Annotated in this window: 7 protein-coding genes; 4 read left to right on the top strand and 3 right to left on the bottom strand. The window is 59.9% G+C overall.

Annotated elements, in window-relative coordinates:
* Positions 1 to 48 precede the first annotated feature (48 nt).
* Both BM321_RS16765 and BM321_RS16760 read right to left on the bottom strand, forming a co-directional pair.
* Entirely contained in the window at positions 49 to 468 is a 420-nt protein-coding gene (locus BM321_RS16765; RefSeq protein WP_092443438.1) for a type II toxin-antitoxin system VapC family toxin, read from the bottom strand.
* Positions 465 to 710 (bottom strand): FitA-like ribbon-helix-helix domain-containing protein, encoded by a 246-nt coding sequence (locus BM321_RS16760; protein WP_060739269.1) that lies wholly within the window; start codon positions 708 to 710, stop codon positions 465 to 467. Before BM321_RS16760 ends, BM321_RS16765 begins: the two co-directional genes overlap by 4 nt.
* Before the next feature lie 222 nt (positions 711 to 932).
* Between BM321_RS16760 and BM321_RS16755 the strand changes: the two genes are divergently transcribed.
* Genes BM321_RS16755 through BM321_RS16740 form a run of 4 tightly spaced genes read left to right on the top strand, consistent with a single transcriptional unit; the run spans position 933 to position 15,345 of the window.
* A complete protein-coding gene (locus BM321_RS16755) occupies positions 933 to 3,488 on the top strand; it encodes a Tc toxin subunit A (protein WP_092443436.1) in 2,556 nt (851 codons plus the stop codon).
* 30 nt (positions 3,489 to 3,518) lie between these two features.
* Positions 3,519 to 8,066, top strand: coding sequence for a Tc toxin subunit A-related protein (locus BM321_RS16750; protein ID WP_092443434.1), 4,548 nt, complete (start codon positions 3,519 to 3,521; stop codon positions 8,064 to 8,066).
* On the top strand, positions 8,063 to 12,550 hold the full coding sequence (locus BM321_RS16745) for a SpvB/TcaC N-terminal domain-containing protein (protein WP_092443433.1): 4,488 nt from the start codon (positions 8,063 to 8,065) through the stop codon (positions 12,548 to 12,550). Before BM321_RS16750 ends, BM321_RS16745 begins: the two co-directional genes overlap by 4 nt.
* Positions 12,547 to 15,345 carry an RHS repeat-associated core domain-containing protein gene (locus BM321_RS16740; RefSeq protein WP_092443431.1) on the top strand — a complete coding sequence of 933 codons (2,799 nt, stop codon included), beginning with the start codon at positions 12,547 to 12,549 and terminating at the stop codon, positions 15,343 to 15,345. Before BM321_RS16745 ends, BM321_RS16740 begins: the two co-directional genes overlap by 4 nt.
* Before the next feature lie 67 nt (positions 15,346 to 15,412).
* Here BM321_RS16740 and BM321_RS16735 read toward each other — a convergent pair whose 3' ends face one another.
* Positions 15,413 to 15,781, bottom strand: a complete 369-nt coding sequence (locus tag BM321_RS16735; RefSeq protein ID WP_092328704.1) for a glyoxalase superfamily protein — start codon at positions 15,779 to 15,781, stop codon at positions 15,413 to 15,415.
* Between the last annotated feature and the right edge of the window lie 94 nt (positions 15,782 to 15,875).

The raw sequence follows: 15,875 nt of genomic DNA, 5'->3' as shown, positions 1-15,875 counted from the left end.
ACAACGCCCGGTTCCGATGGGATACGGGCGTTATGGATGAAGCCCCCTTCAAGCGTTCCAGGGGTTGATGACTTCAACCCCTGAGCACTCGAAGTCTCGGGTATTGCGAGTTGCAATCAGCGCCCCATGAGTACGGCAAATAGCGGCAATCTGTGCATCAGCCAGGCCGGCCGTCCTCCCCTTGGCCTCGCATGACGCAACGAGGATCGCGTACTCAACCGCCGCATGGGCATCGAAAGGCAGGATCCTGCCAGCAAAATCCTCTTCGAACATTGCCATTGCATGGGCTTCAAGCTTTTGCTTGCGCTTGCCGGAAGGCAGCCGGGCGACACCATGAAGAATTTCCGCCACGGAAATAGCGCAAATGAGCAGTTCCATTGCAGGCTGCAAATCAACCCAGGCCAGGACCCTGGCGTTCGGCTCTGCACGCATGAACTCTGAAATCACGTTGGTATCGAGCACTATCATTCAGATAAATCCGCCGCATTGGCCTTTTCGTCACGCGCAGGCAGGTCCAGTTCCACACCGCCCAGGGCACTGAATCTGTTCCGGATGCGACTCCCCAATCCACCTTCAGGGCTCACTCTTGCCAAGGCACGCCCTAAAATCAGCCGAGCCTCTTCCTCCATGGAGTGGCCGTTATGGGCTGCCGCGATACGCAGTTGTTCCTTTATCTGATCGTCCAGGTTTCGAATAGTGAGGCTGGCCATAAAACACCTGCAATCAATGAAATCATTGATTTCAAGCTAGTTTAAAGCGCTCAACTTGTCTAGCGGCCACTCAGCCGCCCCCCGGGCCACCGTAATTAAAAACCGCCCACGCATCGCCCTTTCGTACACATCTTCCCCTGCTGTCCTACCGTTTTTTTCTGCGTGCTCCTGTACGGTTTTCTCCCGAAACGCACATTCCGTTCGAACAGGAGATAGACCCACATGGACGTTAGCAACGACTCGCTGTTGCACCGGCTCGTCGCCTTCCCTGCCGGCAACAAAACTTCAGAAACCAAATTCAGAACAGCCCTGCAGCACATGGGTGTGACGTCGGTATTCGACATCGTGCGCATGGACAAAACGCAGTTCGCCCTAGAACTCGCCAAGCACAGCGACGCGGATGCAGGACGGGTGTACGACAGCGCTGTGAGCTATGCCGGACAAATCAGCCGCCTGTACCAGGAGCACCGCGTATCACCCAGGAAGGACACCCAGCCAAGTTTCCGGCACAGCCTGGATTCGGATTCAACGCCAGCGTCCGTCGGTTATCAGGCACTCTTCGAAGAAAACTGGGATCAGTTCTGCAACGAAGGCGACATCGCCGCCATCGACTCACCGGTGGCGTATCTGCGCGCCCTGTACCTGTTCGCCCGGCAATTGGAGCAGCTACCGGCCCCTGTACAAGCGGCCAGGATCACCCTGGATGAGCGGCGCCCGGACCTCGGCAAGCTGATGCTCGATCGACAGAGCGCCTTCGCCACGCGCCCGATGCTCGACATCATCAACGACACCCTGCGCAGCAACATCGCGGCGCACCTGGCCAGTACCGGCAGGAACGAGACCGTGCAGCAGGTGCTGGCCGGTGAGCACTATCCCTTCTCGCTGCCCTACGACCTGCATCACCACCAATGTCTGCTTGGCTTGGGCGCAGGCAAACCCGCCCTCGGCGAGCTGAACTATCGGATCAGCCTGCAATTGCCATTTTCACGAGGCCCTTCGGCGTACGGGCGCGTCACGACGTCTCATCTCGATGCCCAAAAGCTGTTGTCCGGTCTCAGCCCGGAACAACAGAACCTGCTGCTCGCGCCAAGCGCTTCAAGCGCCAGGCCTGACGCGCTGAAGAAAAGCTATGGCACCCAGGACATCACACGCCTGGGTCAGCTCGATTTCTTCCAGGAACGCACCGGGCTGACGACGGACCAGGTGGAACAACTCTTGGCGCAAGGCCGCTACAGCCCTCGCAGCTCGGTCAACAGCCCGGACGCCACGCAGAGCGTTTATGGCGCCAGCTATATCAACGGGTCGGAAAGTACTCCCCCCCTGCGCATCGAAACCCAAGGGGCGTCGCGCGTCTTCCTGCACTATTCCGATGAACGTTTCGACCGTCTCCAGCGCATGATCCGCCTGCATCGCTGGACCGGTATCCCCGTGGCCGAACTGGACACACTGATCATCAACGCCCTGCGATCCGAGGGGAGCAACACGCTCAGTGCCAACACGTTACGAACCCTTGGCGTCTACCGGTACCTGAACCAACGTCATGGCATCGCGCCTGAAGAGTTTGCTTCTTTGCTGCACGACATGCCGGTTGAAGCCTGCGGGGAACGAGTCCCGTTGTTCGATCAGGTGTTCAATCGCACCCGCTTGCTTGAAAACCCCGTGTGGCAATACCCCAAGAAGCCACTGGCCGTCACCGACCAGCAAACCTTCAGCTACTTGAGTGCCGGCCTCGGATTGCCCATGACCCAGGACGCGTTGCTATTGCTTGCGCAACAGAGCGAACAATACCTGCCGGGGTTGGAACACGACCTGCCCACGGTTTCATCCCTCTACCGCCAGGCCCGCATCGCCCGGATGCTGGGCCTATCGCCGCTGGAGTGCACCGAGCTGGCCCGACTATTGGGCGGGGACGATTACGGCAAGGCACTGGCGACCGGACGACTGTCTCCCCCGGCATCCTCGACGCCCGACATTCTCGACGTACTGATGGCCCTGGATTGGGCCGTCGACTGGCTCAGGCAAAACGGTCTCGATGTGCTGCAGTGGTGTCGTCTGTTCGCTGAACCAGAAGCGGGCTTGCCGCTGAGCCAGAACCTTAAACAACGCCTGGCAAAACTTCGAGCGGACACCAACGCCGAGCACGACCCTCAGCACCTGATTGAAACCCTGCTGCATGACATGGCCGACCTTTCCACCGAGCTCGTCCCTCACGTGATGCAAATGGCCGACACCGATGCCGAGGCGCTTGTCGCGGCCATCAAGGCTGCCCCGGACATCATGCCGCAGGCGCTGGCAAAAGTACTTCGCACCGCCGAGGCTTGCCAGCATCTGCACCTGGGCAGCAGCACGCTGAACGCCTTGATGGAAAACCCGACATGGCTGGCCTCGAACACTTCCAGAGCCCTCACGCCCCAGACGCTGTATCTGCTCGAGCGCTTCAGTTATTGCGCCCGTCACCAGGCGCAGTCCGAAGAAAACCTGCTGCACTACCTGCATGTCGCCAACCAGAACGGCCAACAGGCGGAAAAAGAAGCCAACAGCCTGCTGGCCAGCCTCCTGAACTGGAACAGCGAAGAAGTGCAACGCCTCACGGCGCAATTGGAACCGCAACGTGCGACGTCAATGGAAACGCTGGACTGGGTCATGCGCTGCCAGGCGTGCTGCGTCAGCACAGGGTTGTCGGCAGAGCTGCTGCTCAAGGCAACCGCACTGAATACCCACAGCCCTGTTTCGGATTGGAAAACCGTCGGCGAAGCGCTGATCGCGGCCAGCCATTGACCACCCCACTTCAATATTCAAGGATCGAATATGACCGTTGCCCTGAAAAAGCAGCTCGATGAAAACCTGCGCGATGCCCTGCTGGCGTTTTACCTGAACAAGGTCGCGCCCGACCAGGCCACGACGAAAACCCGCCAGCTCAAGACAGCCCGGGACCTCTACGAATACTGGCTGCTCGATGTGCTGGTCAGCCAGGACGTGCCCACCACGCCCGTGGCCTGCGCCATTGCCAGCCTGCAGCAGTACATCAACCGCATCCTGATGAACCTGGAGCCCGGTTACGACCCGGCCAGTATCGGCGCCGAGCGTTTGAAAACATGGCGCGATGAGATGCATCAGTACCCCATCTGGGCCGCCCATCAAAAATTGCTGTACTTCCCCGCGACTTATCTCGACCCCGCCCTGAGGGCCAATAAAAGCGAGAACTTCCGGCAACTGGAAAACGAGCTCAGCCAGAACCAGATTCAACCCGATGCCGTTCAAACGGCGGTCATGGCCTACCTGACCCGCTTCGAAGAAGTCGCCAACCTGAACATTCTCAACGGCTACATCGACGGCTCGGACTTTGCCAACAGCACCTATTACTTCATTGCCAAATCCCGCTCCGAAAACAGCTACTTCTGGCGTTCACTGAACATGGCGCAACGCCCACTGGATGGTACGCCCCCGTCACCGCCAGCCAAAGCCCCCAAGCAGGACCAGCCAGATCCACACGCCTGGTCGGACTGGGAAAAAGCCGATGTGCCGATTCCCGAGAGCGCCGCCGAACAGACGATCCGACCGGTCTGGTTCAACAATCGGCTGTTCATTGTCTGGGCAGAATGCATTCATCAGGACCCATCAGCCGTCAGCACCGACGCCTCGAACGCCAACGCCGTTTCACCGACTGCAACCCATCCTCTATTACGCTTGAGCTATTGCTTCAAAAAGCAGGATGGCCGTTGGAGCACCGCGCGAGTTGGCCTACAAGGTTATTGCGACGTACTTGCCAGTCAGAGCCTGGAGGCAATCAGGCCGTTAATAGGTACCGTTGCGGTGCAGCTTCACAACACGGCACGAGACTCGCTCAGCCTCATACTGTGTGCCAAGCGCCCCAGTGCCGACGCCAACGCCACGTCGGTGAAGACTTTCAGTTTTAGCAAAATGGTTTGTGTCGATAAAAATCTCGGCCATGATCCGAACAACTCAGTATCTATCGAGCAAACGGAGACAGGAACAGAGCCCGGTCCAAATCGCAGCTCCGTTGGGGATGATCTCGTCGGTCTTCACGATCAGAGGATCCAAACCAAACTGTCCCTTGTGAAAATAGAAGGAGCTGACACAACCCTGCCAAAAAACATCGTTAATACGCTTCCCAACTTCGATGACCAGCTAAACGGCGTGATCGTCAGATCCGCCGACTCGACCCATTACCTGTCTTTCAACGCCGACAACGCATCGCTCCCCCCGACCGTGAGTAGAATTACACTCTACACAGGCACCATAAAGTTTAATCTAGTTCCGCCTCAAGAAAGCTTACCGTCCTCCGCCTATATTCCCCTGGTTGATGATTCGAAGCTCACGATGACACTCATCCCCGGGGCCTTCTATGACCAATATGTATTGTCCTTCGGCAATATGACGAATGTACTCATAGATGATGAAGAATCGCAGAGCCTTACGCTGCCATGGAATCGCGATTTAAGTGGCAAGCTCATTTCCGTCGCTGCGGTCCGATATTTGATCGCCGCCACCAAAAACAACCGTTTGGCTAATGTCCCTATGACCTTCCAAACACCAAAAGAGACTTTTAATATCCCGGCTATCGTTAATTACCAAGAAGAGCTTTTATATAGGAGATATCTTGTCTTCCGTCAGCCAGACACATTGGATCCCGACTCACTTACTTATGAAGACCTGAAACCTGTCGCGACGACGCCCTTAGTAACGCAGTTACCGGCTCTCTATGAATACCCGCTGCACATCGAAGAAATCACTGAACAGGGCGCTACTTTATTTTATGGGGTTGCGTTAGCCAGTCCTCGCGAACCGGAAAAAACAGTTTCCTTCGCCCTCAAAGCGATCACGCTCAACCTCGCCCCTGCACTCTCCCAGCCTCCCGGCATCACCTCCCTACCGACACCCAACCTGGGCACTACCCAATTCATCGATTTTTCCAAGTCCGCCATCAAGAACAGCGACGGCAGTAGCCAAAAGCGCCAACCGATCAGGCTGAACACCGTATTCGCCGAAGAGTTAATCCGGCGTACCGAAAACAGCCTGGACGAACTGTTTGACTGGACGACTCAACACCTGCCGGAACCCACGCTGCCCGATGCCCCAAGCAACAGAATGGACTTCCATGGGCCATACGGTCGTTACTTCACCGAACTGTTTCTCTACGTGCCCTGGCTGGTCGCCCATCGCTTGAACGCCGAGCATCGATATGAGGAAGCTGAACGGTGGCTCCGCTATGTCTTCGACCCGGGTCGCAAGAAGGCCGAATGCTGGAGAAGCGTCCCTTTGCTCGACGGTGACATACCGTCGTATTCCCACCAGGCCCCCCAAGATCCCCATCAGATTGCTCGCAGTCATCCCGTGCACTTTCGCAAGGCCCTGTACTTCCTGTACCTCGACATCCTGATCAACCGAGGCGATGCCGCGTACCGCGAGCTGACAACGGATAGCCTCAGTGAGGCAAAGCTCTGGTACGTCCGGACACTGGACTTATTGGGGCCACGTCCGACCGTTCAACCGGCCGATCACTGGACGGCCGTCAGCCTTAACGGCTTGAGCACCTCGAATAATGATGACCTACGCCGCTTTGAAAACCGGCTGCCCCTACCAACCGCCAGCCCGCCGTCGCTTGCGCAGGAAGGCCATTCGCAAGCGGCCTTGGCGGCGATCGATAACCCGTATTTGCGCGTGCCGTTCAACCCACAACTGCTCAAGCGCTGGGAGACGGCAGAAAGTCGCCTGTACAACCTGCGGCATAACCTCGACATGGCCGGCAAGCCGCTGCATTTGCCGATCATCGCGGCACCGCTGGACCCGCGCGCCCTCTCCAGCGCCAATGCCCTGAGTCTCTCGGACAGCCCATCGACAGGCCTGCCGAGCGTCACCATGCCCCACTATCGCTTCACCGTCATGCACAGCCATGCCCAGAACGCCGTGGAAAGCCTCAGCCAATTCGGCACCCTGCTGCTGTCGCTGATCGAGCGCAAGGAACAGGCCCAGTTGCAGGAGCTGCAACAACAGCAAGCCTGGGACCTGGCAAAAATCTCCGTCGACCTGCAACGCCAGGCCTTGATCATCGATCAGCACAATCGCCAAGCCTTGCTGGCCAGCAAGGCGATTGTCCAGGGCCGGATCAATCACTACCAACAATTGCTGGACAACGGTATCAGTGGCGCCGAGACCCTGGCCTGCCAGTTGTACTTGAACAGCGGCGCCTCCGAGCTCTCGGCATCGGACGCCCAGGTCACGGCTGGCGGCCTGATGATGGCTCCGAACATCTTTGGTTTCAGCAATGGCGGCATTCGCTGGGAAGGTGCCATGCACGCGGCTACCGCACTCGCCCAAGGCGCCGCCATCGACGATCGTACCGCGGCGGCTCATCTCGATCGCACGGCACAGTTCGATCGTCGCGGGGAGGAATGGACCCTGATTCGTGACCAGGCACAACTCGAACTGGCCCAGATCGACGCACAACTGGCACAATTCACCGAGCAGCAAACCGCCACTCGCCTGCAACTGCGGCTGGCCGAATCGACCCTGGGCCAAGCCAAGGCCCACTACGACTTCCTCAGCAAACGCTTTACCAAGGCACAACTGTATCAATGGCTCAACAGCCAGTTGGTCGCACTGTATCGCCAGGCCTACGACGCGACATTGAGCCTATGCCTGGCCGCCGAAGCCTGTTGGCAGTATGAAATCGCCGACTTCGACACCCGCTTCATTCAACCTGGCGCCTGGCATGCGACCTATCGCGGGCTTGGCGCTGGCGAGCGGCTGAAGTTGAACCTGTTGAAGATGCACGCCGGGTACCTGCAACGTCACGAGCGGGAGCTGGAGATCCGCAAGACAATATCCTTGCGACAACTCAAGGGCAAAACCGCTGCCAGCTTTCTCAACAAGGAGTGGGCGCAGTTGCACGCAGACCTGAAACAGGGCAGATGCGAGTTCGAGCTGACCCATCAATTGTTCGAAGACGACTACAAGGGCCAGCGACATTACCTGCGGCGCATCAAAACCATCAGCGTGACCCTGCCCACCGTCGTCGGGCCCTATGAAAACATTCGAGCCACGCTGACCCAGACCGCCAGCACCGTGTTCCTGTCGCCGGACGATCAAGGAGGAGCCATGGAGAGCTGGCGCGCCAACCAGCAGATCGCCCTTTCGACGGGTGTCGACGACAACGGTCTGTTCACCCTGAACTTCAACGATGATCGCTACCTGCCGTTTGAATACACCGGCGCGATTTCCAAGTGGCAGCTGACCTTCCCGAACCCCGAGGCCCAAAAAGACCTGCTGGAGTCGCTGACCGACGTCATCGTGCACGTGAGCTATACCGCCAGGGTTGGTGGAGGTGTGCAATGAATGAATACGCCCCGCTGCCTGTCACCGCACCGTCCCTGCCCAAGGGGGGCGGCGCCATCCAAAGCATCGGCAAAGGATCGAGCCCCGTCGGCGCCCACGGTACGGCCTCCTATGAGATTGCCCTGCCCATATCCCCAGGGCGTGGCTTTGCGCCGCCCTTGACCCTGAGCTATCTCAGCTCGCTCGGCAACGGTGTGTTCGGCATCGGCTGGGGATTGTCGTTACCCAGCGTGACGCGACGCACCAGCAAGGGTGTACCGGCGTATACCGAAGATGACGAGTTCGTCGGCCCCAGCGAGGTGGCGTGGCTAGCCGAACGCGATCCACAAGGTGTCATCACCGCCATCTACATCGACCGCTACAACGGTCTGGACCTGGGCACGCGCTATACCGTTACCCAATACTTTCCCAGGATCGAAAGCCACTTCGACCGAATTGAGCATTGGTCCTCGCAAGACGATAAGACCGGTTTCTGGCTGGTGCACGGTGCCGACGGCAGCCTCCACCTGTTTGGCAAGCACCTGTCAGCACGGCGCGCCGATCCCCAGGATACGAGCCGTGTCGGCGAATGGCTGCTGGAGGAAAGCCTGAACGCCCACGGCGAGCACATCCTTTACCAGTACAAGACAGACACCACGGCCCAACGCTATTTGAGCCAGGTCAGCTATGGCAATTTCGAGGCCGATGCACACCTTTACGGGTGGACAGCGGATCGGCTCGCGAACGTGCAATGGCACTTCGAACTGGTGTTCGACTACGGCGAACGGACCACCGCCTACGCAGGAAAACCGTCTTATGAGGGCCAGCAGTGGCAAGCCCGTGGCGATGCATTTTCCAGCTTCGCCTACGGTTTTGAGTTGCGCACCGAACGGCTGTGTCGCCAGGTCCTGATGTTTCACCGCTTCCCCGAGGAGTTGGGCACCGCCCCCGTCCTGGTGCGGCGCCTGCTGCTGGATTATCACCAGACATCTCTGGGTTACCCGCTCCTTAGCGCCGCCCATGATCAGGCGTTCGGCGAAGGTGAAGCCGCCGAAAGCCGGCCGCCCGTGGAATTCAGCTACAGCACCTTCCAGCTTGCGCCTGAACCCCGTGCCTGGCGGCGTTTCCAGGACATGCCGGGGCTCAACGATGATCGTGCCTATCAACTGGTGGACCTGTACGGCGAGGGACTGCCGGGGGTGCTCCATCGAACCGACAACGGCTGGCATTACCGCGAGCCCATGCGGGCCAATACCAAAGGCAACGACGTGACCTACGGCCCGTGGCGAACGCTGCCCCACATCCCGGCGACCGACACCGCCACACCGGTGCACCAGGCCCTGAGTGACTTCACGGGTGACGGTCGTTTGGACTGGCTCGTCGCCCAGCCGCAAGTGAGCGGCTTTTTCGCCCTCGATGCCGAACGAAGCTGGTCGGGCTTCGCCACGTTCAATGCACTTGCGCCAGAGTTTTTCAGCCCCCAAGGGCAGTTGGCCGACCTGATGGGTGCCGGGCTCGGCGACCTGGCGGTGATCGGCCCGCGCAGTGTTCGTCTGTACGCCAACCAGCGGGAACACGGCTTTTCGCCCCCCGTGGAAGTCCCTCGCGAGGAAAACGAAGACGCCCTGCCCCCATTCAGTGCCTCAGCCGGCGAACTGGTGGCTTTCAGCGATGTATTGGGCAGCGGCCAGCAGCACCTGGTGCGCATTCGTCACAACGAAGTGAAGTGCTGGCCCAACCTCGGCCGAGGGCGTTTCGGCAACGCCAGGGTGCTGGACTTCCCCGGGCTGGCCTACGACAGCTTCGACGCCGCGCGTATCCGCCTGGCGGACCTGGATGGCTCCGGCGCTGTGGACCTGATCTACCTGCAAGCGGACCGGGCCCTGATTTTCATGAACCGCTGCGGCCATGGTTTCAGCCCTGCGGTCGCCCTGCCCTGGCCGGAGGGCCTGCGCTACGATCCTCTGTGCCAGGTCAGCATCGCCGACCTGCAAGGGCTTGGTTGTTCCAGCCTGATCCTGAGCGCGCCGCACATGACGCCGCGGCATTGGCGCTACGACTTCGTCAGCGCCAAACCGTACCTGCTCACCGGCATCCACAACAACATGGGCGCCGACCAGCGCATCCGCTACCGCAGCTCGGCCCAGGAGTGGCTGGATGAAAAACTGCAGCGGATGACGGCCGGCAAACCCCTCACCTGTCGCTTGCCCTTGGCCCTGCACCTGGTTTGCGCTCAGACCCAAGTGGATGAAATAACCGGCAATCGACTGACCCAGGCATTCTCCTATCGCCAGGGTTACTACGACGGCATCGAACGTGAGTTTCGGGGCTTTGGCCTGTTGCTGCAAACCGACACTGAAGCGAGCCCCGGCGACATCGACGTCCAGGCCTTCACCGCCACCTGCCTGAAAAAGACCTGGTTTCACACCGGACGAAGGGTGAACCTGCCACGCAATGGCTATAGCCGCGCAGACAAGGAAGCCGTGCCGCTGGGCAAGACCGTGCTGTGCCACTGTCCGCCAGAGTCGTTGCAGGATCGCATCATTGCCTCGCCAGACGCGGCGACCGAACTGGAAATGGCTCGCGCCCTATGTGGCCGGGTATTGCGCAGCGAGGTCTTCGGCATCGACAGACAGTTGAAAACCACCCGTCTGTACTCGGTGGAGGAAAACCGTTATGGGCTGCGCCTGCTGCAAGCGCCCGACAGCGTTCGCCAGCAGGCCCGAATGTTGCCCCTGCTGCTGGAGTCCATCCGCTACCAGTACGAAGGCATTACCGATGACCCGCAATGCCGGCACACCCTGAACCTGCAACACGACCGGTACGGCGCGCTGACCCACAGCGTGGACATCCATTACGCCCGACGAAAAACCGCCAGCGATACACCACCGTTCAGCGAAGCCGACCCGCAACAGTGGTGGCGCGATGCGCATGACCCGGCGCAGCAGCTCTACTACCTGAACGAAACCCGTGCCGAATTCATCCACCTGCAGACACCCCAGCAATGGCGACTCGGCCTGCCTTATCGCCAACGCACCCAGGCGTTGCAGCGCCCCAAGCGCCCTGCGGACGAGGGGTTGACCCCACGGGACCTGTCTTTCGAAACGCTCAGCGAACTCACGCAACAGACCACCTGGAAAACCCAAGGCGTGCTGACCGGCCTGTCCGTGCAGCGCTACAGACACGCGTCGAGCGCAGCGACCCTGCCGGACGGCGTCGCGGATTTTCAGGCCCTGGTCGACCATCTGGAAAGCGCCGAGCTGGATGAAACCGCCCTGGGCGCCTTCCAATTACTGCCACAGGACAGCCGGCCCAAAGGAAAACTATTGGAGCGAATGGGTTATCACCGAATGAGCGATTTTCTTCTCGACACCTCGCCGGAGAAAAAACTCTGGTCAGTCAAAAGCGCTTTCACCACCTACGCGCCATTGGCGGGCTTCTACAAAACCAGAACCGTACAACCGAGCAAAAGCCAAGGCATATACGAGATGAGCCATGACCCGTACGCTTGTCTTGTCACCACCTTCAAACTGCCCGACGGCTGCACCACCCAGGCGTTTTACGATTACCGCTCACTCCAGCCCCTGCGCATCATCGACCCCAACGGTAACGTACAAGAAGGTCTGTTCGGTGCGTTCGGCCAAGTATTGGCCACCTCTTTTCATGGGGACGAGCACCACACGCCCGTGGGTTTCAAGCCGCTCGCACAGTTCAAACGGCCATCGTTCAGCAGCCCGGCAGACGCTATCAACCAAAGCAGGGATGCTCTGCAAGATGCCGCCATGACCCTCTATTACGCGCCCTTCAGTTGGATGGGACGTGTTTCGACGGTTGCCCGGTCGGACAGCGACTGGCTGGCGCGTTGCGTGGACAACGGCGACCTGCTGCCCTCCGGCCATATCCGCGCATCGGCCCGAGCCCGCCTGGCGGAGCTCCAGACACCCTCCGCCAACGACCTCAAGCTGAAACACGAAGTCGAGGCCGCGCCCCGTGAACCGATACACATCGCCACGCTGGTCGCCGACCGCTTCCCGGATGCCCCCCGAAGACAAATCCGCATCGCCGTCAGTGGCTTCGATGGCTTCGGGCGAACCCTGCAAAGCAAGCAACTCGTCGAACCGGGCCAGGCTTACGTCGTCGACGCCAAGGGCGATCTGACACTGACGGATGGAAAGCCCAAGGAGCAGATCGCAGCCAGGCGCTGGCGTGTCAGCGAACGGGTGGAATACAACAGCAAGGGCCTGGCGGTGCGTATCTACCGCCCTTATTTCGCCGACCGGCACAGCCACATCAACGATGCGTCCTTGCGCCAGTCCGGGCATTTCGATCAACACTTCTACGACCCACTCGGACGCCCCAGCCACGTGTTACTCGCCAAGCAAAATGGCCTCGCCTACATGCGTCGGCATACACGTCATCCCTGGTACACCGTGGACGAGGACGAGAATGACACGCTGCAGGAAGTCCTGTCCGAACACGCCACCAAGACCGGAGGTGGCGCATGAACCCACGCCTTCATCACAAGACGCCCACGATCAATGCCCTCGACGGTCGTGGCCTGCCCGTGCGGCAAATCGCTTACTACCGGCGCGACGCCCAGGCCCCCTCCCAGGCGCGCATTGTCCAGAAAGACTATGACGCGGCGGGACGAGCGGTGGCGCAGCGTGATCCCCGACTGTTTGCTATGGCGACCGGCGGAGCGAACCTGCGGACGGTCTTCAGCTTGTCCGGCAAGACGCTGTTGCTCGACAGTATCGATGCTGGTTGGCGCCTGTACCTGCCTGGCGATGCCGGACAGCTATCGCACTGCTGGGATCAGCGAGGCACCTATTGGCGAACCACCTACGACACGCAACTGCGCATGACGGCCGTTCATGAGCAAGCGGCCGGCGACGTGCCGCGCAGGGTCGAATGCCGGCACTACGGCGACAATTCGCCGGAGTCTGCGGTGCATAACCGCTGCGGTGCGCTGATCCGTCACGATGACAGCGCCGGCACCCTGCTGATCCATGACTATGGGCTTTGCGCCAAACCTCTCAGCCAGACCCGGCACCTGCTGGCCACCGCCGAACGCCTGGATTGGCCGGCGCAGGAGATAGACCGTGATCGCTTGCTGGAACAGGGGAGCGGCTACACCACGAGCTGGCGCTACGACGCCCTCGCCGGGATCATCCAGCAGACCGATGCCGCCCAACACCAGCAGCGCTACTCGTTCGATATCGCCGGTCAGCTCAAGTCCGTGGGCCTGCTGTTAAGCAACACAGCGACCGAAAAAGTCATCATGAGCGATCTGGTCTATAACGCGTCCGGCCAGATCGAATCCCAGACGGCCGGCAACGGGGTCGTCAGTCGCGCCGTGTTCGATCCGGCCAACGGTCGATTGACCGCCCTGCGCACGTCGCGGGCGGCCAGCACCTTGCAGGATCTGCGCTACACCTACGACCCGGTGGGCAACGTGACGCATCTCGAGGACAAGGCCCAACCGGTGCAGTTCGGCAGTAACCAGCGGGTCGAAGCCGCCAGCACATTCACCTACGACAGTCTTTACCAATTGATCAGCGCAACGGGCCGCGAGGCCGCCGGATTGACCGGCCCCCCGGACCTTCCAGCCCCCGGCAAAACACCCATCGACCCGAATCAGCTGTTCAACTTCACCGAACACTACGAGTACGACGCCGGCGGCAACCTGATCGAATTGCGCCATCGTCGCGACGGCAACCACTACACCCGGACCCTGAACGTGGCCGCCGCGAGCAATCGCCTGCGTGCTTGGAACAAAGGCCAATCGACGCCCGACATAGCAGTGGACTTCGATGCCAACGGCAACCAGCGGACGCTTGCCCCGGGCCAGGCGCTGACGTGGAACCTGCGCAACCAGCTCGACGGCGTGGTGTTGGTGCGGCGTGAAAACGCTGCCGATGACATCGAGCGCTATCGCTACGACAGCGGCGGCCAACGGGTACGCAAGCTCCAGACAACCCTGGGCGCAACACGAATTCATACCCGGGAAGTCCGTTATCTGCCGGGCCTCGAAATTCGCACGCGCGATAATGAACGCCTGGAAGTCATTACCCTGCAAGCCGGTCGCTACAATGTGCGCTACCTGCACTGGACCGAAGGCCGACCGTCCGGTATCGCCGCCAACCCGATTCGCTATAGCCTTGGTGACCACCTGGGCTCCAGCTCACTGGAACTCGACGACCAGGGCGGCCTGATCAGCCAGGAAAGCTACCTGCCCTACGGCGCAACCGCTTGGCAGGCCTCCCGCTCGGCCGTGGAAGCCGACTACCGGACCCTTCGCTACTCCGGCAAGGAACGCGATGCCAGTGGCCTGTATTACTACGGGCAGCGGTACTACGCGCCGTGGTTGCAACGCTGGATCAGTCCCGACCCGGCAGGAGCGGTCGATGGCTTGAACCTGTATGGCATGGTGGGAAACAACCCCCTCAGGTTTGTCGACCGTCAAGGGTGGATGAAGGAGGATTTCATCCAATGGATGAAAGAGGATGGCCACGCCCGCTCCCTGAAAATGATGCAGCCGCCACCGACGAAACACGCTAAAAAACGTGCCGGCACTCATCAGGAAGGTCCTCCAGACCCCGACGCCAGCCCCAGTTTCAGCAAAACCAAACGCAAGGAGCTGGTCGTTCACTCCCATGGCTTGGTCGAGGGCTTGGGCGTGGGCCTCAACGAGTTCTACAACCTCACCGGGCCTAAATCCGGCCCGGAGGGATACCGTGGCGTAGACAAGACGTATGGCGGCACCGCCCAAAGCGAAAGCTTCTACCTGAAGTTCGGCAGCTACAGGATTGGCAATACCCATGAATACCTGGCCGACCTGGCCGAACGATACAGCGCGACGAAAAACGATCCGATCCATAAAATCGAACTGGACCTTGACGAGTTAAAGAGCGACCCGACGCTGAGCAGGACTGTCGAGGACGTCCATGAACTTCAGCAATACACCCAGAACCTCATCGCCAAGCACATCGAGAAATCCGACAACATCATTCCCACGCTCACGGGCGGGCCAGGGGCGCACGGAGAAGTCCGCCTGATCAACTCGGTCGTTGCGCTCTACCCGGGTCAAGCTGAAATGAAGCTGTCGAACACGCAACTGTTCACCCACAAAATAACCGGCGTGGACGAACCGAAACCTTTCATTGCCTGTTTCAATTGCAGCGGCATCATCCCGGAAAGCGTCAGTATCCAGACGGGACGCCACGCTATGGACTATGCGAAATACAACGAGCATGTCTTGGCTATCAATCGTGCTCCGCGCCCTGGTCTCGGTCCCTGACTGCACCTGGCCAACTCAAACCCGCTCGGATCCTGCCAGGCCTGGGGAATTCGAGCGGAGGCGCCTCTCAGACAGTGATCGCATTGGTAAACACCAACCGGTTCCCAAACGGATCGACCACCGTCATGTCCTGGCTCCCCCAGGGCATGGCCTGGATCTGGGGGTGAGCGTAGCGATACGCCTTGTCCTGCAATTGCTGCTGGAACGCCTCTAGCTCATCGGTCTCGATCCGCAGGGCCGAGCCCGGCGTGCAATCGCCATGGTGCTCGCTCAGGTGCAACACGCAGTCGCCACGGGAAACTTGCAAGTACAACGGGAAGTGATCACCGAAGCGATGTTGCCAGTCGACGGTAAAGCCCAGGAAGTCGACATAGAACGCCAACGCCTTGGTTTCATCGAAGATCCGCAGGATCGGGGTGGTTTTACCGAAGCTCATGGGTTGCTCCCTGGCTGAAAAGACCCAGTTTAGAGGGTTGACCCCAATGCTTCGGCCTTGGGTCCGGCTTCTTTAGTGTCGCAGTGCCATTATT

Origin of the sequence: Pseudomonas sp. NFIX10, assembly GCF_900111955.1 — a bacterium.
GTDB classification, from domain to species: Bacteria; Pseudomonadota; Gammaproteobacteria; order Pseudomonadales; family Pseudomonadaceae; genus Aquipseudomonas; species Aquipseudomonas fluorescens_AA.
Note: the sequence above shows the minus strand (reverse complement) of the source record. Positions and strands in the feature narration are given on the sequence as shown.

Excerpts from the sequence above, each read along its gene's own strand:
- BM321_RS16765 (WP_092443438.1), bottom strand. The coding sequence starts at position 468 with ATGATAGTGCTCGATACCAACGTGATTTCAGAGTTCATGCGTGCAGAG.
- BM321_RS16760 (WP_060739269.1), bottom strand. The coding sequence starts at position 710 with ATGGCCAGCCTCACTATTCGAAACCTGGACGATCAGATAAAGGAACAA.
- BM321_RS16755 (WP_092443436.1), top strand. The coding sequence starts at position 933 with ATGGACGTTAGCAACGACTCGCTGTTGCACCGGCTCGTCGCCTTCCCT.
- BM321_RS16750 (WP_092443434.1), top strand. The coding sequence starts at position 3,519 with ATGACCGTTGCCCTGAAAAAGCAGCTCGATGAAAACCTGCGCGATGCC.
- BM321_RS16745 (WP_092443433.1), top strand. The coding sequence starts at position 8,063 with ATGAATGAATACGCCCCGCTGCCTGTCACCGCACCGTCCCTGCCCAAG.
- BM321_RS16740 (WP_092443431.1), top strand. The coding sequence starts at position 12,547 with ATGAACCCACGCCTTCATCACAAGACGCCCACGATCAATGCCCTCGAC.
- BM321_RS16735 (WP_092328704.1), bottom strand. The coding sequence starts at position 15,781 with ATGAGCTTCGGTAAAACCACCCCGATCCTGCGGATCTTCGATGAAACC.